The organism is Acinetobacter sp. YH01010 (genome assembly GCF_013420775.1).
GTDB classification, from domain to species: Bacteria; Pseudomonadota; Gammaproteobacteria; order Pseudomonadales; family Moraxellaceae; genus Acinetobacter; species Acinetobacter amyesii.
Map to the genome: position 1 here is coordinate 68,616 of NZ_VOYF01000007.1, position 25,093 is coordinate 93,708.

General features: G+C 40.3%; 22 protein-coding genes, 1 other RNA gene and 1 pseudogene. 8 read left to right on the forward strand and 16 right to left on the reverse strand.

The genetic code is table 11. From position 1 onward, the window contains the following. Positions 1–97: 97 nt before the first annotated feature. Positions 98–2,692, reverse strand: a complete 2,595-nt coding sequence (locus FTT77_RS08110; protein WP_180109128.1) for a M66 family metalloprotease — start codon at positions 2,690–2,692, stop codon at positions 98–100. A 444-nt stretch (positions 2,693–3,136) separates the two neighbouring features. On the opposite strand from FTT77_RS08110, the gene FTT77_RS08115 reads away from it, so the two are divergent. Further along, the gene (locus FTT77_RS08115) at positions 3,137–3,580 is read left to right on the forward strand and encodes a hypothetical protein (RefSeq protein WP_180004630.1); all 444 of its coding nucleotides are present in this window, start codon (positions 3,137–3,139) and stop codon (positions 3,578–3,580) included. An 87-nt stretch (positions 3,581–3,667) separates the two neighbouring features. Here the strand turns inward: FTT77_RS08115 and FTT77_RS08120 are convergent, their stop codons facing one another. Next, positions 3,668–4,411, reverse strand: coding sequence for a histidine phosphatase family protein (locus FTT77_RS08120; protein WP_078188709.1), 744 nt, complete (start codon positions 4,409–4,411; stop codon positions 3,668–3,670). A gap of 69 nt (positions 4,412–4,480) precedes the next feature. Further along, complete coding sequence (locus FTT77_RS08125; RefSeq protein WP_180021720.1) at positions 4,481–5,332, reverse strand: 3'(2'),5'-bisphosphate nucleotidase CysQ; 852 nt, start codon at positions 5,330–5,332, stop codon at positions 4,481–4,483. A 13-nt stretch (positions 5,333–5,345) separates the two neighbouring features. On the opposite strand from FTT77_RS08125, the gene FTT77_RS08130 reads away from it, so the two are divergent. From FTT77_RS08130 to FTT77_RS08145, 4 genes are all read left to right on the forward strand, one after another. Further along, positions 5,346–6,047, forward strand: coding sequence for an HAD-IA family hydrolase (locus FTT77_RS08130; RefSeq protein WP_180004628.1), 702 nt, complete (start codon positions 5,346–5,348; stop codon positions 6,045–6,047). Next, on the forward strand, positions 6,040–6,480 hold the full coding sequence (locus FTT77_RS08135; protein ID WP_168377604.1) for an RNA-binding S4 domain-containing protein: 441 nt from the start codon (positions 6,040–6,042) through the stop codon (positions 6,478–6,480). The genes FTT77_RS08130 and FTT77_RS08135 overlap by 8 nt, the downstream gene beginning before the upstream one ends. 145 nt (positions 6,481–6,625) lie before the next feature. Beyond that, positions 6,626–7,669, forward strand: a complete 1,044-nt coding sequence (gene recA, locus FTT77_RS08140) for a recombinase RecA (RefSeq protein WP_180109129.1) — start codon at positions 6,626–6,628, stop codon at positions 7,667–7,669. Between the two features lie 80 nt (positions 7,670–7,749). Further along, entirely contained in the window at positions 7,750–8,394 is a 645-nt protein-coding gene (locus FTT77_RS08145; protein ID WP_180109130.1) for a regulatory protein RecX, read from the forward strand. Positions 8,395–8,501: 107 nt separating this feature from the next. On the opposite strand, the gene ffs is transcribed toward FTT77_RS08145, so the two are convergent. Continuing rightward, an RNA gene (gene ffs / locus FTT77_RS08150) (signal recognition particle sRNA small type) lies at positions 8,502–8,598 on the reverse strand. 291 nt (positions 8,599–8,889) lie between these two features. Between ffs and FTT77_RS08155 the strand changes: the two are divergent. Beyond that, positions 8,890–9,751: pseudogene (locus FTT77_RS08155) on the forward strand (YbgF trimerization domain-containing protein). A gap of 61 nt (positions 9,752–9,812) precedes the next feature. Here the strand turns inward: FTT77_RS08155 and lpxA are convergent. The 12 genes from lpxA to rimO form a co-directional block, all read right to left on the reverse strand. Beyond that, positions 9,813–10,601, reverse strand: coding sequence for an acyl-ACP--UDP-N-acetylglucosamine O-acyltransferase (gene lpxA, locus FTT77_RS08160; RefSeq protein WP_168377606.1), 789 nt, complete (start codon positions 10,599–10,601; stop codon positions 9,813–9,815). Further along, positions 10,598–11,083 carry a 3-hydroxyacyl-ACP dehydratase FabZ gene (gene fabZ / locus FTT77_RS08165; RefSeq protein WP_171263789.1) on the reverse strand — a complete coding sequence of 162 codons (486 nt, stop codon included), beginning with the start codon at positions 11,081–11,083 and terminating at the stop codon, positions 10,598–10,600. Before fabZ ends, lpxA begins: the two co-directional genes overlap by 4 nt. Before the next feature lie 5 nt (positions 11,084–11,088). Continuing rightward, positions 11,089–12,159, reverse strand: coding sequence for a UDP-3-O-(3-hydroxymyristoyl)glucosamine N-acyltransferase (gene lpxD, locus FTT77_RS08170; RefSeq protein WP_180007772.1), 1,071 nt, complete (start codon positions 12,157–12,159; stop codon positions 11,089–11,091). Positions 12,160–12,162: 3 nt separating this feature from the next. Further along, positions 12,163–12,663 (reverse strand): OmpH family outer membrane protein, encoded by a 501-nt coding sequence (locus tag FTT77_RS08175; protein ID WP_180007771.1) that lies wholly within the window; start codon positions 12,661–12,663, stop codon positions 12,163–12,165. Between the two features lie 41 nt (positions 12,664–12,704). Beyond that, complete coding sequence (bamA, locus tag FTT77_RS08180) at positions 12,705–15,251, reverse strand: outer membrane protein assembly factor BamA (RefSeq protein WP_373685138.1); 2,547 nt, start codon at positions 15,249–15,251, stop codon at positions 12,705–12,707. Then, the gene (gene rseP / locus FTT77_RS08185) at positions 15,232–16,587 is read right to left on the reverse strand and encodes an RIP metalloprotease RseP (RefSeq protein ID WP_078193531.1); all 1,356 of its coding nucleotides are present in this window, start codon (positions 16,585–16,587) and stop codon (positions 15,232–15,234) included. Before rseP ends, bamA begins: the two co-directional genes overlap by 20 nt. A 3-nt stretch (positions 16,588–16,590) precedes the next feature. After that, positions 16,591–17,787: a 1-deoxy-D-xylulose-5-phosphate reductoisomerase gene (gene ispC, locus FTT77_RS08190; RefSeq protein WP_180027017.1), complete on the reverse strand. Its 1,197-nt coding sequence runs from the start codon at positions 17,785–17,787 to the stop codon at positions 16,591–16,593. After that, complete coding sequence (locus tag FTT77_RS08195) at positions 17,788–18,612, reverse strand: CDP-archaeol synthase (RefSeq protein WP_078193533.1); 825 nt, start codon at positions 18,610–18,612, stop codon at positions 17,788–17,790. Further along, complete coding sequence (gene uppS / locus FTT77_RS08200) at positions 18,613–19,368, reverse strand: polyprenyl diphosphate synthase (RefSeq protein WP_078188723.1); 756 nt, start codon at positions 19,366–19,368, stop codon at positions 18,613–18,615. Positions 19,369–19,374: 6 nt separating this feature from the next. Further along, complete coding sequence (gene frr / locus FTT77_RS08205; RefSeq protein ID WP_078188724.1) at positions 19,375–19,929, reverse strand: ribosome recycling factor; 555 nt, start codon at positions 19,927–19,929, stop codon at positions 19,375–19,377. A 79-nt stretch (positions 19,930–20,008) separates the two neighbouring features. Beyond that, positions 20,009–20,737 carry a UMP kinase gene (gene pyrH / locus FTT77_RS08210; protein ID WP_078193535.1) on the reverse strand — a complete coding sequence of 243 codons (729 nt, stop codon included), beginning with the start codon at positions 20,735–20,737 and terminating at the stop codon, positions 20,009–20,011. Between the two features lie 45 nt (positions 20,738–20,782). Next, positions 20,783–22,126, reverse strand: coding sequence for a 30S ribosomal protein S12 methylthiotransferase RimO (gene rimO, locus FTT77_RS08215; RefSeq protein ID WP_111883759.1), 1,344 nt, complete (start codon positions 22,124–22,126; stop codon positions 20,783–20,785). 352 nt (positions 22,127–22,478) lie between these two features. Between rimO and glnL the strand changes: the two genes are divergently transcribed. Both glnL and glnG read left to right on the forward strand, forming a co-directional pair. Beyond that, positions 22,479–23,585: a nitrogen regulation protein NR(II) gene (gene glnL / locus FTT77_RS08220; protein WP_078188727.1), complete on the forward strand. Its 1,107-nt coding sequence runs from the start codon at positions 22,479–22,481 to the stop codon at positions 23,583–23,585. Further along, entirely contained in the window at positions 23,575–25,050 is a 1,476-nt protein-coding gene (gene glnG, locus FTT77_RS08225; protein WP_078188728.1) for a nitrogen regulation protein NR(I), read from the forward strand. Before glnL ends, glnG begins: the two co-directional genes overlap by 11 nt. Positions 25,051–25,093: the final 43 nt, after the last annotated feature.

Sequence of the window (25,093 nt, forward strand, 5' to 3'; positions counted from 1 at the left end):
CGATAAAAAAAGCCCTTTTTAGGGCTTTTTTTGTACCTATCGATTTTTAAAGGCAAAAAAATAAGGTCCAATAAGGACCTTATTTTCTATTTACAGATTATTTATTAATCAGTTTCATATTCGTCGCTGATAAATATGTCCATAATAAGTTTTGGCTTGCTGTCAAATTTGTCCAACGTTGATTGCCACCATTGGTACAGCTATATCGAATTAAATCCGCACGGTTATTTTGCAAACGTCCCGTATTTAAATCCATACATTGACCACTTTGACGAATCGTTGTAGTCGCAGGGTCCATGGTCCAAATTTGGTTGGTTTGGTTTAACACGCAACGTTCTAGCGTCACTTTAGCTGAACCACCGTTGCCTGTAATACATTGATCTGGATTTGACTTACTGTGTATACGACCAATGGCATCATATACCCACTGTTCAGTATCATCCGCCGTACAACCGCTTGGGCCACTGATGTATAAATTTAATGTTCCATCAGTTAAGGTTTCAGATTTCAAACAGTTGTTACCATTTTTGATCAATGTCGCCTGCTCAAACATACCTTCTTGAGTGACTGAAAGCTTTTTCATAAATGCTTCGAGCGCGCTTTGCGCCTCAGGTACTTGATTGGTTAGGTCTTGTGCATACACATTCATCCAACGATTTAGTCGGTATGCTGTGTTTTGTTGCGACTCATAACGGGTTAATTGCTGACGCGCCACACTATTCATCAATGACTTGTCATTTTTATATGACTCATACAGCATTTTTTCAGTTGGATTAAGAGCAACAACAGCATTTGCAGCTTGCGCTTCCAAAGCACTTTCTAATTGAGGAAGTTCGATAGCACGCAAAGCACTATAACCATGCTGACGTCCAATTTTGACGGCCGGCTTGATCGCTGTGCTGTAAACTGGAATATCAATATTTGCTAATAATTTGGCTTCTTCACCTGCTTTTTTACAATATAAATTGACCTTCTGTGGTTGATCTGCCAAAGCTAAATTGACATGCAGTTTATTGGCATTACTACCTAGTCGTACAGCTGCTAAAGCAATATTGTTGACTTTATTCGTGTATTGCACATTCAACCAACATGCCGCTTGATCCAAAGCGGTATTGGCAGCATTTAAGTCATACACATTACCCCAGTTTGAACGTGCCGCAGGATACAACAAACCAACTTGATTGACTGGATCATAGCCCCCTAAAATGGTAATTACGGGCTGACCAAAGACCCGTGGTCGTGGATAATTTTGATCTGCGTTATACCAAACCGGAGCCGTAGAATTTGGCATCTTCGGTTGAGCGACTTCCATTTCACGAGTGGTTTTATTCCACTTTTTGTAGCCGGTAGGTGATGTTTCATCCCAGACATAACGGTCAAAGTGCGGTTGAATTTTCAGGAATGTGCTGTAACCCGTATAGTGTGTGTAGCGTGATACATTACTATCAGGATACCCGCCGGACATGGCATCTTTTCCGTACGGGAACAAATTTTTAAAATTTGGGATCCCATTGCTACCATCCCACTTCCATGTCGCCGTCCATGATAGATTTCCGCGCATTATATTGCGATTGGCAATATAACCCCATCCACTGTCCGCATGATGTGCAGCCCAAAATAGATTGTCACCTACCTGACCAGGGTAATGTCCTAAACCATAGTGATGGCCAATTTCATGGCTAAATTCATTCCCTACAGAATCATAAAGCGTGAGCATGCCATTACCACCACTCAGTCCATGAGTATGCACACCATTGGCATAGTTCCCCTTCGTATGATGGACAACTACTGTTTGGGTTAATTGTGGCTGACTTTGATTGGCCATAGATGCACTGGTAATACCCCAGTTAGCAAGGTTTATACCAACACTAAAGGTTGATTTACCGACATCCTCACGCATGTCTCCTGCATAAACACCACCATCTCCGGCACTTTTACTGTCATAAATAACACCTGAGGAAACCATTGCACGTGTTAACTGCATATCATCATATTGTGCAACGGTCATTTCTGCTGCAGGAATGGTTTGGAAATAATCGGTACCCGCTTTTTCAGGCTCAAGCAGCATATAGTGACCGGTAGAATTTGGCTTATCTGCCAACATACCAACACGGATATTATTTAAAACCAATTCACCTGGTGCAGCAAAATCGATTTTATCTTCAGCCAATTCACCGCTGACTTTATTTGCATCGATAAATTTTAATCTTAGACCGGGTTTAACTTCATCCCAATTGAGTTTCGTGGTCCACGCGCGTTTACTGTACCAAACATCTGGACGACCTCTTTGCCCACTCTGGTCTGAAGCAGGCATTTGCGTTGGATCATCCAATGTCGCGGTACGAATTAAGCGGTTGTTTTGATAGATTTCTACTTTGAGTTGCTTGATGTTTTGCATATCAAGTGTTGGCGTCACGATAAGCAGCGCTTCTTTTTCACTGGTTAACTGTGGCATTTTCTTGGCTTCGTTCGCATTCGGATCGACGACATGACTTTGACCAAATTGAACTTGCGCTGAAAAGTTGCCGACTAAATCATTTCGTATTTCACGAACAGCATCATTTGCATCGTAGTCATAAAAGCCAATACTGGTATCATCGACTATGTCTTGGGTCGGTTCTGGATAATTTGCAGTTGATGCAGAACCACTTGAACTATCACCACCGCCTCCACCACCACAAGCAACTAACATGAATGACACAATACAAATTGATAATTTGTTATATGAAAAATCTATCACACTTTTCACTACTATTCCCCAATTAGCCACAAAAAAACCCAATAAAGAGACTTACATAAAATATATAAATCAATAAGTTACAACAAATATAATGCTATTTTCTTTTTATTAATCATTCAATTGCCGCGTTTTGTCACTTATTAACAATTCAAATTAAATCTAAATATTTAGTATTGGCTGAATCACGATTGCTGTGACAGGTACTTCACTTATCAACTAAAATTAAGGTGTAGTCCTTTAAATACAATCGTATATTCCCGACAAAAATTGTCAGGATATTTTTAGAAACTTTGTAAATAAAAACTTTTAGAAATGGTTTAATCCCATATATTTTTTATGGTATTTTAATTTTCATCCTAAGCAGCCATTGCTGTACAAATGAAAAGAGGGATAAAAATGTCGATTAACCAATTTTTGCCATCATTAGAAAAATTTGCAGAAGCAGAAAATCAATATATTGAATATTTTACATCGAAAGGTGAAAAAGACATTTTAGGTAAAGTCATTTCAAATATGAAATCAACCGCTGAGATTCAAGCCTCTCAAGGCGTAGACTCATGGTTAGCATATGGCGTGTATTTACCGGCTGTAGAACGCATCTTTGCGCTGCATCAAGGGGAAACGGAAGCTGCATTTTTTGAACGCACACAATATCCAGTTGAACTCGTGCAAGCGTATAGCATTAAAGATCATGACATTGCCACATTGATTGCCGCAGACAAATACAGTCGAATCCACCAACAACATCTCCCTGTCAATACTAGCCGCTGGCCTTATAGTGACGACGGTTCAAGTATTGATTTAAATCAGTATCCTGCACGAATTAAAGCCAATATTTAATCTTTTATTTAATGAAATATTGAAGCAGATAAAAAGGCATCCCGTACATGGATGCCTTTTTTAAATATTTTGTATGCGCAAAAATACTTAGAGTTGCTGCTCAGCCTGCTGAAATTCACGAATATTTAATTCATTTAGTTCTCCACGCCAAATCCATTTCAGTTTTGACTCAAGGAATACATCTCCTTCAAACCAAACAAATAAACCTTCCATCATTTTCGGCCAGTCTTCGCGTGTCACGATATTTTTACCTGAAATAATGGCAAGAATTGCAGCCAAAATCGTATCATGACTCACCGCTAGACTCAGACCATAATCATTGGTTGGATGAGTGTTGTAAATCAACTCCAAAACATCTACCACCCCATGAATGGGCTGTTTCATACCCGGCAAAGCATTATTCACAAAACTATTGATAAAGCCTAAAGCACCTTGCTTTTGAAAGTATGGTCCTGCTTTTTTAATATCGAGCACAAAACTTCCCGGCTCGACCAATAATCCTTGTTCAATGATCTCGATATGGTGGGTATTCGGTTCAATCGTGACATTATCTGCACCTTGAATCATCAATGCCGCCGTATCCACACAGCGCTGAATTGGACTCGAAATACAGTGCTGAATAACACGATCGGTATTTTCAACCAAATAGCTGCCCCACGCTTCGGCTAAATCACGTCCTTGATGGGTCAGTTGCAAGTCATAACCGGCCAAGCCTTGTCCTTGTACAACTTCACGAATGGAATGACGTGTAAACAATGTTACAGGCGTCTTTTCATCCGGCAATAAGTCTATTGCTTTCAGCATACTAGGAGGGAGCAAATCTAGGGCCATAATTGACAGTTCTTAAATGCAGGAGATTTAACGGAGTGTGCTGACACTATAGCATGAACCCGATTTAGCTCAAGTTTTGTCAGGCATGTTTGCCAAAGCATTTAAGGCCAATTCTTTCATTTCGGCATTTTTAAATGCAATAAATCCACCATTTAATAAAGTCGTGCGTTGGTTATATAGAAATGCGCGACCTTTAAAATCAACCAAACCACCACCAATACGCTCGATTAAACATTGTCCAGCGCTCGTATCCCATTCACAAGTCGGATGAAAACGCGGATAAATATCCACTCGATCTTCTAACATCATACAAAACTTATATGCACTACCAGCATGGTAGGCCTGAAAAGGAGTGAGTTTTTCTAAAGCGTCTAGATAGTCTGTATAAATCGGCTTATTTTTGGCACTTTGACTCAAGCCAACGTGTACGACACTCTCTGCAGAGGTTTGAACATATTCATACCATGCAGTGGACTGGCTATCATATTTCAGCGGCAGTCCCGCAAAGGGGCAAATATATACGCTATATTCCCCCGGGATCGCCAATATGGCAAAAGTGGTATTGGCCCCATCTACCAAACTCAGATTAATGGTAAATTCAGGTCTTTTATGTAAAAACTCTTTGGTACCATCCAAAGGATCAAGCAGCCAAAATTTTTGCCATTGCATACGTTCAGACTTGTCACCTTCTTCTGACAATACAGGCAAGTTAGAAACTTTGGATAATGCTTGAGTAATATAGCTATTTGCACGATAGTCAGCTTGCGTTACAGGTGAATCATCACTTTTACGTTCCACATCAAAATCCGCACCTGAGCAATAACGCTGATATTCTTCTCGCAAAATTTCGCAAGCTTGTGTCACAATGGGAACCAACTGCAAAATCAGTGGGTCTTGCGGTGCTGTTGTTGTTTTAAACATAGAATACCTTTATATGCCAAATTACTCAGAAAAGCCGACGATCATTTTCGATATGGACGGTACTTTACTCGATCTTGCCTATGATGATTTCATTTGGAATGAGCTGCTGCCAATTCGCTATGCTGAACAGCATCAGTGCTCACTCGAACAAAGCAAGCAAACGCTATTTAGTTTTTATCAACAGCATAATCATACCCTAAAATGGTACTCCTCTCGCTTTTGGACGTCACAAGTTGGCGTTGATGTTCTGGAAATGCAAATAGAACAAAAAGCCAAAGTGGCTAAACGTGAAGGTTGCATTGAGCTGCTTACCTATCTAAAAGAAAATGGCTATCCTATTTGGCTTGCGACCAATGCCGACTATGCTGGCTTACAATTCAAACTTGAAGAAACCGGTCTTCGTGATTTTTTCGATGTTATCGTCAGTTCAGAAACGCTCGGTCATGCCAAAGAGTTTATTGAGTTTTGGCAAATATTAGCAAGCAAACATTCCTTCGATGCAAAAAACTGTTATTTCATTGATGACACAGAAAAAGTACTTAATGGCGCAAAACTTTTTGGGATCGAACAGCTCTATTCGATTCAGCAGCCTTCATCTGCCAAAGCGCCTCGCGAGACTTGCAATTACCCAATGCTGTCCGCATTAACAGATTTAATCCCTATTTTAGAAGCTCAAATGATTGAGCAAGCCGAGGAACAGAAAAAATATGCGTAAATCAAATCTAGCCGAAGATGCGGTTGGTATGCGTATAGACAAATGGTTGTGGGCTGCACGTTTTTTTAAAACCCGCTCTATTGCCAAAAATGCGATTGAAGGCGGTAAAGTTCATCATAATGGTGAACGCGTTAAAGTCTCTCGTGAAGTTCGTGTAGGCATGGAATTAACCATTGCACAAGGCCTTGAGAAAAAAACCGTGGTGGTGAAAGCACTGTCGGATGTTCGTGGGCCTGCCCCAACCGCTCAGCTACTTTATGATGAAACTGAAGTCAGTATTGCAAAACGGGAATTGCTCGCATCACAAAGAAAGTTGCATAATCTAGCTCGGCCAGATCATCGACCAAGTAAAAAAGATCGTCGAGATATTGGTAAATTTAAAAGAGAAAATGATCAACAGTTTGACCAGCAATGGTCTTATAATGATGATTAAGTTAAAGCGTCACAACATGTCGCACCTGTTGTGATTTTCATAGAACAAAAGGATGATTTCTGTCACTATACCCTCGTGGAACAGATTTAAACTGAATACATCCACTTGAGTATATTGTTTCGTGACATCGTATTGAGGTTGTAAGATGGATGATAATAAAAGCAAGGCGTTAAATGCGGCCTTAAGCCAGATTGAAAAGCAGTTTGGTAAAAACACCGTTATGCGTCTTGGTGATAATACTGTACAGGCGGTTGAAGCTGTCTCTACAGGTTCTTTAACACTAGATATCGCACTAGGTATTGGTGGTTTGCCTAAAGGCCGTATCGTAGAAATCTACGGTCCTGAATCTTCTGGTAAAACAACCATGACATTACAAGCCATTGCCCAATGTCAAAAAACAGGCGGTACTTGTGCATTCATCGATGCTGAACATGCATTAGACCCTCAATACGCACGTAAACTTGGCGTAGATATTGATAACTTACTTGTTTCACAGCCAGACAATGGTGAACAAGCGCTTGAAATTGCAGACATGCTGGTACGTTCAGGTGCCATTGACCTGATCGTTGTCGACTCCGTAGCTGCACTTACCCCTCGCGCCGAAATTGAAGGCGAAATGGGTGACTCACATATGGGCTTACAAGCTCGTCTGATGAGCCAAGCACTCCGTAAAATTACCGGTAATGCAAAACGTTCTAACTGTATGGTGATCTTCATTAACCAAATCCGTATGAAGATTGGTGTAATGTTTGGTAGCCCAGAAACCACAACGGGCGGTAATGCACTTAAATTCTATGCATCTGTACGTTTAGATATCCGCCGTATTGGTCAAGTGAAAGAAGGCGACGAGATCATTGGTTCAGAAACCAAAGTGAAAGTTGTGAAAAACAAAATGGCTCCTCCATTCCGTGAAGCGATTTTCCAAATTCTTTATGGTAAAGGCGTGAACCATTTAGGTGAACTTGTTGACCTCGCTGTACAACAAGAAATTGTTCAAAAAGCAGGTGCTTGGTATTCATACCAAGGTGACAAGATTGGTCAAGGTAAAAACAATACCATTCGCCACTTAGAAGAACACCCTGAACTTGCACAAACCATTGAAAAACTGATTCGTGAACAACTTCTGACTACAGGTACAGCACCTGCAGAAGACAAAGACGAAGAAGAACCAGACTTTTTAGATGCTTAATTACAGCATGCTTTAATAGCAGACGAAACGCCCTACGGGGCGTTTTGTTTTGCACTCAAATTTTGTATTAAAATATCCCCATGACTAAAGACCATTTTCCACTCTTGCTCGACTATGAAGCACTGAAACAACAGTTTGCAGAAGCTGAAGAAACTACCTGCGCAATTCATGCTGCACAAACTGACATTTCACATGACAATACTTCGGTGACCGATCACTCTGCGTTGCATTTTGATGCCAATGGTAAAGATGTTCATGCTGAAAAAAAACCAGGACTGCGCGGCTCTCGTCTACGCTCCTACGCCTTTGCAGTACTCACACGTAAAGAATACTCAAAAGCGGATTTAATCGAAAAATTAGCACTGTATGCGGATAGCCGCGAAGAAGTCATAGACTTAGTGGAAGAACTTGCGCGTGAGAACTATCAAAGCGATCAGCGTGTAGCAGAGATGCTGCTGTCGAGTCAAAAACGTAAAGGTAAAGGTCCCAACCGTATAAAGCTCGCGTTAAAAAATAAAAAAGTAGACAGTGAATTAATTCAGGATGAATTAAAAGAAACAGATTGGGTCGCTGAAGCCTACCAGCTCAAGATCAAAAAATTTGGCAAAGCTGTTGAACGTGATCCAAAACAAAAAGCCAAACAAATACGTTTTTTACAATATCGGGGATTCGATCTCGATACGATTTTTAAAGTGATTGCACGTAAAGAATTTGATGCCGAATAACAAAGATATAGATCTAAATGAAGAATTAATAAAAATAAAATAAAGAAGAATCTAGGATTAAAAAAATGAGAGGAAGTTTAATTTATTATGATTGAAACTGGTGGCAACCCTACCAGCAAGACTTCGGCACATCATATTTCTACTACCGTTGCTACCTTCCGGTCCTGGCGGGGTTTGTAGAGTACAATTGCGAAGTAACCGGCAGGGCTACCATTGCAAGAACAGAGTATAGAGATTTTTGATAAACATGCAAGCCTAAAACCAAGAATTCCTGAGTAGAAAACACTGTTTGATTATTTATAAATCAATATGATGGTCGATGATGTAGAAAACGTGAAACATCATCACTATATTTTTACTTTAATACACAACAAGATTGTAAAAGCTTATTGCAATTCAGAACTTTGGCGTTTTTAATGTGCTTATCGTTTTATCTAAAGCAGTCTGTAATAAAACTATTCAATACGGACATGCTTGCAACTACATGGAATTTTTATGATGTTTAAACAGCATGTATTGTGTGCCCTTACATTGACTTGCTCAGGTACGCTATTTGCCAATATTCCAATTGAATCTCGCGGTTTGAGTGGCGCAGATAATGGCACTGTGTATACAGCAAATAATACAGCCATTCAAACAGGTGCTGGCTCTACCCCTACGCCAACCAATTTGAATTGGCAGCTCATGCAGAAGAACCAACAGCTCGAAAATGAATTGCGTAGCTTACGCGGTAAAATGGAAGAGCAAGACAATATTATCGAACAATTAAAAAGTGAACTTACAAACCGCTATGCAGATTTAGATCAACGTTTAGAGCTACTCCAACAAAAAGTAGATCCGAGTGAAGACACAGAGGCTGCGGAGGATAACCAACAAGGTACTGCACCCAGTAGCAGCTAATATAGCCCCTACACCAGCTAAACAACCTACGACCCAAGCAACATTAAGCTCATCTGCAAAACAACCTGTAAATGCAGGTGGTGACTCACTTGAGCTTGAGAAAGCAGCTTATACCGTTGCTTTAGATGCATATAAACAAGGTGGTGCGAAAAAAGCCATCGCACCGATGAAAAATTTTATTAAAAATAATCCTAACAGTGTTTATATTAGCAATGCATATTTTTGGCTAGCTGAATTCAACCTTGCTGTTGAACCGACTAACTACGCAGAAGCGAAAAAGAACTATGGTATTGTAGTAGATCAATACCCTGAGTCGACTCGTGCACCTAGAGCGTTATATCAACTGTATAGCATTGCAAAAGACGTAGATCGAAACAGCAGTTTAGCAACGCAGCTCAAAACCAAGCTTACCCAAAAGTACCCAAAATCTGAAGAAGCAGGCTTTGTTAAAAAATAGGACTTTTTTTAACGCAAAAAAAAAAGACACCTTATAAGGTGTCTTTTTTTATTCGCAGCATTTAGCGTACGATACCGCGCTTAGACTGCTCAAGTGAGTCGATCAACAATTGCGCTTCTGCCACTTCAGGCAAAATTTCAGTACGAATACGTTCAATCGCTTCATTCGTCGTTAATCCATCTTTATAGATCAATTTAAAGGATTCACGTAAACCTTGAATCACATTTTTAGACCAACCTTTACGACGCATTCCTTCAATGTTCATGGCAAAAGCATGGGCTGGATTACCAGATACCATGACATAAGCAGGTACATCTTTCAAAATAAGAGATGCACCACCAATCATACTGTAAGAATCGATTTTACAGAATTGATGAATACCAGAGTTACCACCTACGATGACATAATCACCAATGTGGACATGACCTGCAACGCCGACGTTATTAGCAAAGATATTATGATCACCTACCACACAGTCATGTGCAATATGTGTATTCACCATCAATAAATTATGACTACCAACTTTAGTTAGACCCTGATCTTGAACAGTACCACGGTGTAAACTACAGTGTTCACGAATCGAGTTATGATCCCCGATTTCTAACCAAGTTTCTTCACCAGCATATTTCAAGTCTTGGCAGACTTCACCAACACTGGCAAATTGAAAAATTTCGTTATGTTGACCAATACGGGTATAACCACCCACCACAACATGTGAATGCAGTTTAGTACCCGCTCCAATTGTGACTTGAGGACCAATAATACAATATGGTCCAATTTGCACATCCGGAGCAATTACTGCTGATGAGTCAATAATGGCGGTAGGATGAATTAATTCGTTATTGCTCATGCTGTCTCTGTTTTCTGATGCGAAACCATAATTTCCGCGGTTGCTGCGACTACGCCATCTACAGTGGCAACACAATTATATTTGTAAATGCCACGCTTTTGCATCACTAATTCTGATTTTAATACAAGTTGATCGCCTGCAACGACTTGTTTTTTAAATCGGACCTTTTCTGCACCAGCAAATAAGAACAACGAACCAGCTGAAGGTTTCTCATTATTCATAATGAAACCTAAGATACCCGATACTTGCGCCAATGCCTCAACAATCAGCACGCCCGGCATAATTGGGTATTCAGGGAAATGGCCTTGTAAAAATTCTTCGTTAATCGTTACATTTTTATAGCCTACAATCCCGTTGTCAGTCACTTCAACAACACGATCAACCAATAAAAACGGATAACGATGTGGCAAATATTCACGAATAGTCTGAATAGTCATTGGTAATTCAGGTTTTGTGAAAGCTGGGGTATTCGACTCTGTCATCATAATTATTTACGCAATTTAAATGTTGATTCAAGGGACTCAATTTGAGACTGCATATGATCAAGTCGTTTGACCAATTGGGTCAATGGCACATCTGCTAATTGTTTAAAGCGGATTGCTGCCTTTTTCCAAGAACCACTTTCAAGCATTGGCGTGCCTGAAGAATAACTTCCAGCAACGGAAATACTTTTTGTGACCATTGACATACCGGTAATTGTCACATTATCTGCAATATTAATGTGACCTACGATACCAACAGCCCCTGCTAGCACACAATTTTTGCCAATAGTTGTACTACCAGCAATGCCACATTTCGCAGCCATTGCTGTATTTGCACCAACTTTGACGTTATGTGCGATTTGCACAAGGTTATCAATAATGACACCATCTTCCAAAATTGTGTCATCTAAAGCACCACGGTCGATACTACAATTTGAGCCAATACGCACATCATTCCCGATGCGTACAGAACCTAATTGAGCAATACGATGCCATTTCCCTTGATAAGGCGCAAAACCAAACCCTTCACCACCGATCACCGTATTTGCATGGATACGTACACGATCACCTAACTTAGCTTCACCAGTAATCGTCACATGCGAATCGATAAAACAATCTTTACCAATTTCAACACCATGATCAATCTTCACTTGTGATTCAATTCGAGTTCCTTCACCCACCACGCTATTCGCACCAATCACCACATAATGCCCAATATAAGCAGTATCAGAAATGATTGCTGAAGGATGAATTTGGGCAGTACTTTCAATTCCTGTTTCTACAGATTTTTTTTCAAAAACATGCGTCAGAATAGCGAAAGCCAGATACGGATTGGGTACGACAATGAAGTTTTGCTGTGAAGGGATTTGTGACTGCATCTCTGCAGTCACAATCAGCGCACCAGCCTGAGACTGTTGAGCTTCATTCAGATATTTATCTGCGTTTAAAAATGCAAGCTGATGCGGTTGAGCACTCTCTAAACTTGCCATTCCACTGAATAGCAAATCTAGCTGGCCAATACATTGACCTTGAACAAGTTGAGCAAGCTTTTCTAAACTGAATTTTTGAGAATTCATTGATTATTTAATTGCATTAACCTTTTGAATCATTTTATCAGTTAAATCAAACTTAGGGTCATACGCAAGTGCTGAATTTTTATTCAAAACAACATCTAACTTATTTTCTGTGCGCAATTGTTCTGCAACTTGCTTGATTCGTGTATCCATCGTGCGATTTAAAGACTGAATATTCCCTTGAACCGAAGCTTGAACTTTTTGCTGTAAATCAGTCAGCTCTTTAAGTTTAGTTTGATACTGTTGACCCATTTGCTGCTTTTGCGCAGCAGTCAACTTATCACCACCCTGCTGAGCTTTTTGCTGCATTGCTTCCAGCTCTTTAGCCAGTGATTCAATTTTAGTGGTTTGTGGTTTCAACTGCTGTTGAATTTGAGCATTTTGTTGTTTTAGATAAGTACTTTGATCCACCACCTTTTCTAAATCAACCACACCGTAACCTGCTGCATTTACCACAGCAGAACACGACATACCCAATACCGCCAAACTAGCAAATAATTTATTCATCTTATCAACCTGTAATTTTGTTATTCCCAGAAGGGTCGTACTTAGAAGGTACGACCAATCTCGAATTGAATTTCTTTTGTTTCATCGCCAGCTTTGTCATTAAGCGGGAATGCATAACTCAGTGAAATTGGACCAATCATCGTGATCCAAGTAAAGCCTGCACCAACGCTATAACGCATATTGTTCATATCAAAGCCGTAGTTATCTTTACAGTATTGACGGTCTTCACTAGATTTAGGAACGTCACATTGGGTATCAAATACTTGTGCGCCTTCAGCAAATAATACTGGACGAACTTGACGCGCCCAATCGCCTTTAAATGGCACAGGTAAAGCTAATTCAGTACCAAATTGAATTAAAGCATTACCACCGACTTCTTCTGGGTCATAATCTTTTTCACCACGAGCATCATAATAGACACCGTCATATTTTGGACCTAAGGTGCTGTTGTCATAACCACGTACCGAACCAAAACCACCTGCATAGAAGTTTTTATAGAACGGTAAATCATTACCATAACCCAACTTACCATAGCCACGGAGCACAAAGTCTTTACCTAGTGGGAAATAAGCTTGTGCATCGTAAGTGACTTTTTGATACTCAACATCACTACCTGGTAAAGCAATTTCAGTATTTACGCGATGCGACATACCTGATGTTGGGAATACAGGACGGTTAAGCGTGTTATACGACCAACCTAGGTTTAAGTTATAGGTTAAAAACTTTCCTTCAAACGCACTTTCGTAATCATTATTAACTATGTTCGCTTCAGGACATGTCCATTCAAGATTGCTAGGATCAGGATTTACAATTGAACATGTATTAAATGAATTAGAATCAATGGTTTTACCACCATTTGCCTTCAAATAATCACGCACATATGTAGATACATACTCACCTGTTGTTACCTTGGTTTGATCTACATTTAAACCCATACTGATACTTTGGTTTTCATCGATCGGATAACCGAAGTTAATACCACCACCAAAACTATCAGTAACGTAGTTGTTAACGTTATAGTCATCATCTAACTTGGTTTTACGGTAGTACATGTTATAACCACGACGTACACCATCAATAGTAAAGTACGGGTCAGTTACACTGAGGTTATAGTAATCTTGAGTCTCTGAACGAGACAAATCGATAGAAACCGCATTACCTGTACCCAAGAAGTTGGTTTGACTCAAACCTGCTTGGAAAGTCACACCGCCACTTTGTGAGAAACCAACAGCTAAAGTACTTGTACCCGAATGCTGCTCTTCAACATTCACATTTAAATCAATTTGATCTGGCGTGCCCGGAATACGTGCAGGCTTAACATCAACGGTTTTAAAGAAACCAGTACGTTCTAAACGCACTTTAGACAAATCAATTTTTTCGTTACTTGCTAATGCACCTTCCATTTGACGCATTTCACGACGAAGAACTTCATCAGCTGTTTTCGAGTTACCTGTGAAATTAATACGGCGAACTGTGACTTGCTGCCCCGGATTCACATAGTAATTTAAATCAACCAATTTGGTGTCTTTATTGATTTCAGGAACAATGTTCACTTCTGCAAAGTAGTAACCTGCGTTACCGTATTTACGAAGTAAAAGCTGTTTCACACCATTCACTTTTTCTTGTGAATATAAATCGCCATCTTTATAAAGTTTTAAAGCGTTTAAATCAGTTTGCGTATAAAGCGTATCACCTAAGAAATGGGTTTCACCAAACTTAAATTGTTCGCCTTCATCCACCGAAACTTCGATAAAGACATGTTTTTTATCTTCACTCAAATTCAGACTTGAATTGGTAATGTTGAAGTTGATGTAACCTTTGTTGAGATACATCGCACGTAAAGCTTCTAAACTCGCAGCCATCTTTTCACGTGCGTAGCGGTCATTACGAGAAATGATCGAGTTCCAACCACTTTCTTTTAATGCAAAAATTTGTTTAATTTCGCTTTCTTTAAAGACCGTATTACCAATGATATTGATATCAAATACTTTGGCAGATTGACCTTCTTCAAACTCGATTAAGACATTGACACGGTTATTCGGTTGAGCGGTTGTAATAACTTTGACATCAGCATCATAGCGACCTTGCTGCATGTACTGTTGTTCTAATTCAGTTTCAACCGTTTGCAAAGATGATTTCTTTAAAACCTCACCTTCGGACAGACCCATTTTCTTTAAGCCTTCTTCCAAGGCTTCTTTAGGAATAAGTTTATTGCCTTTTAGCTCAACTTTAGAAATAACTGGACGTTCAACCACTGTATATACAAGGGTATTACCGACTTGTGAAGACTTCACATCATCAAACAAACCCGATGCAAACATGCTACGAATTGAGTTTGAAATGATTTGATCATTGACACGATCACCAGCGGAGAATGGGATCATTCCGGCTACATTGTCAGGAGTTAAACGCACTAAGCCATCAACACGAATATCTTGTACTACAAAATCATCTGCTGCATATACTTGTTGTGCTACGGCCATAGCACTAACCAGTGCCAATGGCATAAATAAATGTTTGTGCTGCATGCCAGTCTTTTCCGCTGTTAATTTATTTCGTATAACGTTCTTATAAACGCATAATGTCATTGAATAGAGCCAGTAGCATCATGCTACCCAGCAATACCATACCAATTTTTAATCCAACCAATTGTATTTGTTCAGAAACAGGTTTACCACGAATTAATTCAATAAAATAGTAAATTAAATGACCGCCATCGAGCATAGGAATCGGTAGTAAATTTAAAATACCTAAACTCACACTCATCAGTGCCATAAATGAAATGAAGGTTTGCCACCCCATTTCGGCACTTTGTCCAGCCACTTTCGCAATGGTAATCGGACCAGATAAATTATCCAAACCCACCAAACCACGCACCATTTTTACAATAGAATTCAGGATCATACTAGAGATTTGACCTGTTTTTTCTACCGCTTTTCCCATCGCCTCTACAGGCGTGTATTGAATGGTTTGTTTGTATTCGGCGGGAATATTGACTTTACCCGGATCGCTTTGTACACCTAACAGCCCTGTGACTTTACCCATTTGGTCACGCTTACCTTGCGGCATCACGCTTAAATGCACAATTTTATTTTGTCGTAAAACATCAATTTTAAGTAACTTTTCTGGAGAAGCTTGTACAACTTGTACAACATCAAACCAGTCTTTCATTTTTACGCCATCAATCGAAACAATTCGATCACCCACTTGCATCCCTTGGCGTATTGCTGCGCCATCTTCACTGAGTTTTGAAACTACTGCAGGAATTTCAGGACGATACGGTGTAAAACCTAGAACATCGAGTGGTGACTGAGTTTGATCACGTAAGAAACTCTGAATCGGTAAACTAAAGTTTTGAATTTGCCCTGCACGTTCAGCTTGAATTTGAATATTGCCAGTTTCACCCACACGATCAACCAAGGCATAATTCAAGCGCTCCCAAGTGGATACTTGAGTGCCATCTACGGCAGTAATTTTATCACCAGACTGCATTTGCGCAGCTGCTGCAGGCGTATTCGGTAAAATTTTACCTACGCGCGTATTCAGCTGTTCCTGTGCAGGTAAAAATAAAATCCAAAACAACACCACAGCAAAAGCCAAGTTGATGAGTGGCCCTGCAGCAACAATTGCAATACGTTTCCAAGGGTGTTGTCTGTTAAATGCTTTCGGTAAGTCTTCTGCTGCGACATCACCTTCACGTTCATCCAACATTTTGACATAACCACCCAGTGGCAATGCAGACAGTTGATATTGAATACCTGATTTCTTCGACGTCCACTTGAGCAGTGTTGGGCCAAAACCAATCGAATACACCAAAACCTTTACGCCCAGTTTACGTGCAACAAAATAATGCCCAAATTCATGAATCGCTATTAGCGGTCCAAGTAGCAATATTGCTGCAATAATCATAAACAAGGCATTCATGTCTTAACTTCCTGAATTCAATACTGCTTTTTCAGCAACCATACGTGCCGATTTATCTGCATGCAAAATAACATCAATATTATTTGCAGCTGAGTTTTCAACTTGCCCCAACACATGTTCCACAATTTGAGGGATTTGAGTAAAGCCAATTTTCTCATGCAAAAATGCTGCCACGGCGATTTCATTGGCTGCATTTAAAATCGTAGGAGCTAAGCCTCCAGCCTTCATGGCTTGACGTGCTAATTTTAGCGCTGGGAATCGCTGTATATCAGGCTGTTCAAAATTTAACTGAGAATGAATAAATAAATCTAATGGAGGCACATGTGTTTGAATACGCTTCGGCCATGCTAATGCATGAGCAATAGGCGTACACATATCAGGATTACCCATTTGCGCCAAAGTCGAACCATCTACATATTGAACCATTGAATGAATGATACTCTGTGGATGGACAACAACTGTTACAAATTGTTCTTCAACTGCAAAAAGATGACAGGCTTCGATCAATTCCAAGCCTTTATTCATCAGCGTTGCAGAATCAACAGAAATTTTTTGCCCCATCGACCAGTTTGGATGCTTACAGGCTTGAGCAGGCGTTACACTTTGTAATTGTTCTAAACTATGATGTAAAAATGGACCACCAGATGCGGTGAGTAAAATCTGTTTGACACCCAATTTTGGCTGACCATGACGCTCACCTTGTAGATAAGTTTCAGGCAAGCACTGGAAGATTGCATTATGTTCAGAATCGACCGGCAGTAACAAAGCATTATTTTCACGTGCGGTCTGAATCATGATGTCACCCGACATCACCAGCGCTTCTTTATTTGCAAGTAAGACACGTTTACCCGCTTTCGCAGCAGCCAATGTCGGTAGCAACCCTGCTGCACCCACAATAGCGGCCATGACCACATTAACTTGTGGATGTTCTGCTACTGCGATTAATCCGGCTTCATCATGCAAGATTTCAATATCAGTTAATTTTTCAGCTACGAGTAATTGGCGCAGTTCATCCACTTTATTGAATGGAACAACTGCGATTTTCGGTCGATATTGTTTGCATATTTCGACAAGTTCTACAATTCGGCTATGTGCAGTGACTGCAAAAACTGAATACTCTTCGGGGTGCTGTTGCAGAATCTTTAAAGTACTTTGACCAATGGATCCTGTTACACCCAATATACAAACAGATTGTGACATCTATAAATCTACGCCAATTAATTTTAAAACATACATACCTGCTGCAAAGATAGGTGCTGCAGCAAGCAACGAGTCGATACGGTCCAGCACACCACCATGTCCCGGAAGAATACGACCAGAATCTTTGATCCCTGCACGACGCTTGATCATCGATTCAAATAAATCACCAAGTACTGAACTAAATACCGTTATTACTGAAAGTATTAAAAATAAGATATGTTCAGCGATGCTTAAATCTAGATAAATAATTTCAACAACAATGACAATTAGCATTGCAGTGAATAGACCGCCGTATAAACCTTCGATCGATTTATTCGGGCTCACATCTGGTGCAAGTTTTTTCTTACCGAATTTACGTCCCACGAAATATGCACCACTGTCTGCACCCCATACCAAAAGGAACAGATACATGAGCCACCACGGTGAGTTCATCCACACAGAAAAAATAGCAGTTACCGCAGCAGGAACTAAGACTAAACCAATACCACTCAGACTCGGGTTATACCAGTTATCGTAATCAGGATAAGACTTCACCCAATAGACACTTAAGATCCAAGTAAAGATCGAAGCCGCCCAAAGCAGTAATGCAACATCTGTAAAATGCAATGCTAGTGCTGAAAGAATAGCAGTGACTAGACCATAGCCCCAAGCGAAAGGTTTAATCACATTTTGTGTATTCCGCGGCATGAGTTTGAACCACTCATAACCCGCGACAGCTGATGCAATAATCATCAGCACAAGCATTGGGTATTTAGACTCGGTTGCAAACATGCAACTCAGTACAACTGAAACCAGTACCAATGCGGTTATTATCCGCTCTAACATTTATTTATTCTCAAACTGCTCTTGTTGAATCTGCTCTGAGGTCTTACCAAAACGACGTTCACGACCACCAAATACTGCTAGTGCGTCGTCAAATTCTTCAATGGTAAATTCAGGCCATAATGTCTGGGTAAAATAAAGTTCTGCATAAGCAGCTTGCCAAAGCAAGAAGTTCGAAAGACGGAAATCACCACCTGTACGAATTAACAAATCTACCGGAGGTAGATCACTTAAACTGACATATTGACCAAAGACTTCAGCATCCACTGCTTCAAGATCTATTTTGTTAGTTAAAACATCTGCTGCGATTTGTTTTGCAGCCTGTGCCATATCCCACATACCACCGTAACTAATTGCAATAGTTAAAGTCATGCTGTCGAAATTAGCAGTCCTTTGTTCGGCTTGCAACATTAAGTCACGTAAGTTAGGAGATAAACGAGAACGATCACCAATAAAACGTAGGGAAATGTTAAATTTTTCCATGCGTGGCAACTGCTCATGAATGGTTTCTTCGAGAAGAGCCATTAACAAATCAACCTCAAACTGAGGACGATTCCAATTTTCACTCGAAAAAGCAAAAACGGTCAGTGCTTGGATATTTCTTTTACGACAATGTTCAACGATGGGATCTAGGATGTCCTTTCCAGAACGATGCCCTTCACCTTTTTGCATTTGATTCTTTTTGGCAAAACGATTGTTGCCATCCATAATGATGGCAACATGTTTTGGAAGACGGGAAGTTTCTTCAGATGAGGTCATTAAAACTTAGACCTTCATCAATTCAGCTTCTTTTGCAGCCAGACGTTTTTCAACTTCAGCAACGAATTTGTCTGTGATTTTTTGAATGTCATCACCCGCGCGACGCTCATCATCTTCAGAAATTTCTTTTTCTTTTAACAATGCTTTGATATCACCCAAAACATCACGACGGATGTTACGGATCGCAACTTTTGCATTTTCAGCTTCGTTACGTGCAACTTTCTGCATGTCTTTACGTGTTTCTTCTGTTAATGCAGCCATAGGAACACGGATGGCATCAGCAGTAATCGGGTTTAAGCCCAAGTCAGATTCACGAATTGCTTTATCAATTGCAGCAACCATTGAACGTTCAAAAGGCTGAACAAGTAGAGTACGAGAGTCTTCTACACCCACGTTCGCTACTTGGTTTAATGGCACATCAGAGCCATAGTAAGGAACCATAACACCGTTTAAAATTGATGGGTGCGCGCGGCCTGTACGAACTTTGGCAAAACCATGCTCTAGAGAATCTAGAGATTTGTTCATACGGTCTTCTGCGTCTTTTTTAAGATCGTTAATCATGTGATCTTCCTTACTTAATTCGAAAAGATGTAAATTCTAAAATAGCTTGTAGTATAAAGAGCTTTAGGGCCCACGTACATTAGTTCGTAACGTGAGTACCCTCTTTTTCACCCATTACCACTGAAAGTAATGAACCTGATTTGTTCATATCAAATACTTGAAGTGGAACGTTGTGGTCACGGCACAAGCAAATCGCTGTCAAATCCATCACACCCAGTTTTTCATCTAAAACTTGGTCAAATGTTAATGCATCGTATTTCACTGCATCTTCATACTTGCTTGGATCTTTGTTGTATACGCCATCAACCTTCGTCGCTTTAAGGATAAGATTGGCTTCAATCTCGATACCGCGTAAGCAAGCTGCTGTATCTGTTGTAAAGAATGGGTTACCCGTACCTGCAACAAATACACAAACTTCGCCACGAGTTAAATGACGAATAGCATCACGGCTAGAATATGATTCAACTACAGCACCAATAGGTAAAGCTGACATTAGACGAGTTTTGATATTACGACGCACCAAAGCATCACGAAGTGCCAAACCGTTCATTACAGTGGCCAACATACCCATTTGATCACCTGTTACACGGCCAACCAAACCATCTTTTTGTAATTGGCTACCACGGTAAAGGTTACCACCGCCGACAACGATCCCCACTTGAACACCTAAACCAACAAGGTGCGCAATTGCGAGTGACATTTGATCGAGCACTTGTGCATCGATACCCATCTCTTTATTGCCCGCTAAAGCTTCACCTGAAAGCTTAAGCAGGATGCGACCAAAACGTGGTTTTTTAGAATCAAGCATCATCAACTCCGAATTATTTAATTTCAATTATTTTTAATGAATCGTTTAAGCAGACTTAACCGAGATTAGTTTTGCAAATAAGTCATATTCATCTGCATCTGTGATTTCTACTTCAAGTAAATCACCTGCTTTAATCACTGACTTATCGATATCTTCAACAAAAACATTACCGTCAATTTCAGGTGCATCTGCATAAGAACGCGCAACAGCAACTGGGAACTCTTCCTCAAGATCATCCACAAGTACTGTCATTTTTTGACCGATACGACTTTGCAATTTCGCAGCAGAGATTTCTTGCTGAACTTGCATGAAACGTTCATAACGCTCTTGTTTGATTTCTTCAGGCACATGATCTGGCAAATCATTTGCAGTCGCACCTTCAACTGGTGAGTAAGTAAAACAACCCACACGATCAAGCTGCGCTTCTTTTAACCAATCAAGCAACATTTGGAAGTCTTCTTCAGTTTCACCCGGGAAGCCCACAACAAATGTAGAACGAATCACAAGATCAGGACATTTCTCACGCCAAACTTTTAAACGCTCCAGTGTATTTTCACTGTGCGCAGGACGCTTCATGAGTTTTAGAATCTTAGGACTTGCGTGTTGGAATGGAATATCCAAATACGGCAAAATTTTGCCTTGTGCCATTAAGTCAATCACAGCGTCTACATGTGGATATGGATATACATAGTGCAGACGCACCCAGATACCCAATTGACCCAATGCTTCACACATGTCATAGAATTTGGTTTTAACGGGCTGACCGTTCCAGAAGTCCAATTTGTATTTGGTGTCTACGCCATAAGCCGATGTATCTTGAGAAATCACAAGGACTTCTTTTACGCCTGCTTTTTTCAGCGCTTGAGCTTCAGTCAATACTGAACCTACTGGACGAGAAACCAAATCACCACGCATGCTCGGAATAATGCAGAATGTGCAACGATGGTTACAACCTTCTGAAATCTTCAAATAAGCATAATGTTTTGGTGTTAATCGAATACCTTGTTCAGGTACTAGATCAATAAACGGATTGTGTTTCGGTGGCTCAGGCACGTATTCGTGCACAGCTTCCATCACTTCTTGATATGCCGCAGCACCTGTCACTTTTAAGACATTTGGGTGCATTTGGCGAATTTTGTCTTCGTCTTTACCTAAACAACCAGTCACAATTACGCGACCGTTTGAACTCATCGCTTCACCAATGGCATCTAGCGACTCTTGTACTGCAGATTCAATAAAACCACAGGTATTTACAACTACTAAATCGGCACCATCATAATCTGATGCTACATCATAACCTTCAGTCTTTAACTGAGTTAAAATTCGTTCGGAATCTACCAATGCCTTAGGACAACCTAAAGAAACAAAACCGACTTTGGGGGATTTCATGAATCTGCGCTCCACTATAATCCGCGTATTGTATGTCTTTTCAAAACATAAAAACAGGTGAAAAGGTCACTCTTTATATCACGCACCAAAATAATGCTATAAATTCATCCATATAATTTCATTTGCACCATTTTAATGCATTTTAGATTTACAGCCTGTTTTTAATCAGCTATACACTTTATTTAAAGTCTTAAATAAGCGCATTTATTCAAATAAGCATCAAAACTTAGCGTATTTCTGAAATAGTTGGCTTATATCTTGCATAACTTGCATCAATTCGAACCTTATTAGATTGAACGATTTGCTTTATGAAGATGCCATTGCGCCATTTTAAGACAGGAACCTCTCGCTAATGGATCAGACTATGACGATTGATTACCGGCTTTTAGTGGATAATTTAACCACTGCCATTTTATTGGTCGATAGCAACCTGAATATTTTTTATTTAAATTCATCTTGTGAAGCGCTTTTTGACATCAGCTTACTTCGTGCATCAGGTCAGCCTGTATTAAATTTACTTCATATGCCCGATGATGAATTCAATACGCATGATGCATTAATGAATACATTAACTTCTGGTCAACACTATACGCGCCGAGAAGCAACGATTAATGTCAACTTTAAAGACATTCATGTCGATTACACCGTGTCACAGCTCAACTCAGGTAAACCCTACCACCCTTTGCTATTGATTGAGCTCAATCAAATCGACCGGATGTTAAAAATCTCTAAAGAAGAAAACCTGATTCAACAGCATCAAGTCGCACGACAACTGATTCGTGGTGTTGCCCATGAAATTAAAAATCCACTCGGTGGTATCCGTGGGGCGACACAACTTTTAGCGCGTAGCTTAAATGATCCGAAGTACAGCGAATTCACCGACATTATTATTAGTGAAGTAGACCGATTACGTAATCTTGCTGACACTATGCTTGGTTCAAGACAATTACCAAGTTACGAACCAGTCAATGTCCATGAACCCCTTGAACGTGTTCGTTCACTGATCGTCAACCAAACCAAAAAGAAAATTAAGATCACTCGTGATTACGACCTTTCTTTACCGGATGTTCTGGCAGATCGTGATCAATTAATTCAGGTCATGCTGAATATCAGTGTTAATGCTGTTCAGGCGATGACTGAAAATAAAGAGTTCTTTGTTGAGCATCAACCAGAACTCACCTTGCGCACACGTATTCAACGGCTAGTCACCATCAACGGTGTATTAAAACGTTCTGCGGTACGCATTGACATCGAGGACAATGGACCAGGTGTCCCACAAGAAATATTAGAATCCGTATTTTACCCTTTAGTGACAGGACGAGCGAAAGGCACAGGTCTCGGCCTGAGCATTGCACAAAATATTATGCATCAACATAACGGAATGATTGAATGCCAATCAGTTCCTGGAAAAACAGTATTTAGCCTATATTTACCTTGGGAGTCAGATCATGTCGCGTAATAAGATTTGGGTCATCGATGATGATCGCGCCATGCGTTGGGTGCTGGAAAAAACATTCAAAGAAGAAGGTTTTGATGTTACCAGTTTTGAAGAAGCACAATCCGCTTTAGATCAGTTAAGTGTCGATGCGCCAGATGTTATTTTGACAGACATCCGTATGCCGGGTATTGATGGACTGACCTTTTTAGGTAAAGTCAAAGGCAACTACCCTGACTTACCTGTGATCATCATGACCGCTCATTCAGATTTAGAATCTGCTGTGTCGAGCTATCAAACGGGTGCATTTGAATATCTACCAAAACCTTTTGATATTGATGAAGCCTTAGCGCTTGTAAACCGTGCAATTTTGCATATTGCCAAATTACAACAACAAGAATCTGCTAAAACTGTTCAACCGATTCAATCTACTGAGATTATTGGTGAATCACCTGCTATGCAGGAAGTCTTCCGTGCCATTGGTCGTCTTTCTCAATCACACATTACCGTATTAATTAATGGTGAATCAGGCACGGGTAAAGAATTAGTTGCGCATGCATTGCATAAGCATTCACCACGTGGCAACAAGCCTTTTATTGCCCTCAACATGGCGGCAATTCCAAAAGATTTGATCGAAACTGAATTATTTGGTCATGAAAAAGGCGCGTTCACCGGTGCCAACACACAGCGTCAAGGGCGTTTCGAACAAGCCAATGGCGGGACTCTTTTCCTTGATGAAATTGGCGACATGCCATTTGAAACTCAAACACGTTTACTGCGTGTTTTAGCGGATGGCGAATTCTACCGCGTTGGTGGTCACATCCCAGTCAAGGTGGATGTCCGTATCGTTGCGGCAACACACCAAGACTTAGAAAAGTTAGTACATGAAGGTCGCTTCCGTGAAGACTTGTACCACCGTCTAAACGTCATTCGTATTCATATTCCAAAACTTGCACATCGTAGTGAAGATATTCCGATGCTTGCACAGCACTTCCTAGCAAGTGCAGGCAAAGAACTTGGGGTAAGCCCGAAAATTCTGCGTCCTGAAACGCAAGAATACATGCAAAAACTGCCGTGGCAAGGTAATGTGCGTCAGCTCGAAAATACCTGTCGCTGGCTAACAGTCATGATCACAGGCCGTGAAGTTTATCCAGAAGATTTACCTTCTGAATTAAAACAGATTCCAATTCAAGGCACAGATGGCAATCCTGCTACTCAAGGGATTGATCGTATCGGGGTGCATCATTGGGATGAATTACTTGGTCAATGGGCTGTGCAAAAACTTAAAAATGGTGAGATGAAAATTCTCGACATTGCCACACCAATGTTTGAACGCACCCTCATCAATGCAGCACTACAGCAAACACGTGGGCGTAAGCGCCATGCAGCAGAACTTTTAGGTTGGGGTCGTAATACCTTAACCCGTAAACTTAAAGAACTCGGTATGGACAGTGCCGAAGATGATGTCGAAGAAGAATTAGAAAGTTAATTTTCTGGTTTACATTAAAAAAAGCCAGCCACTTGACTGGCTT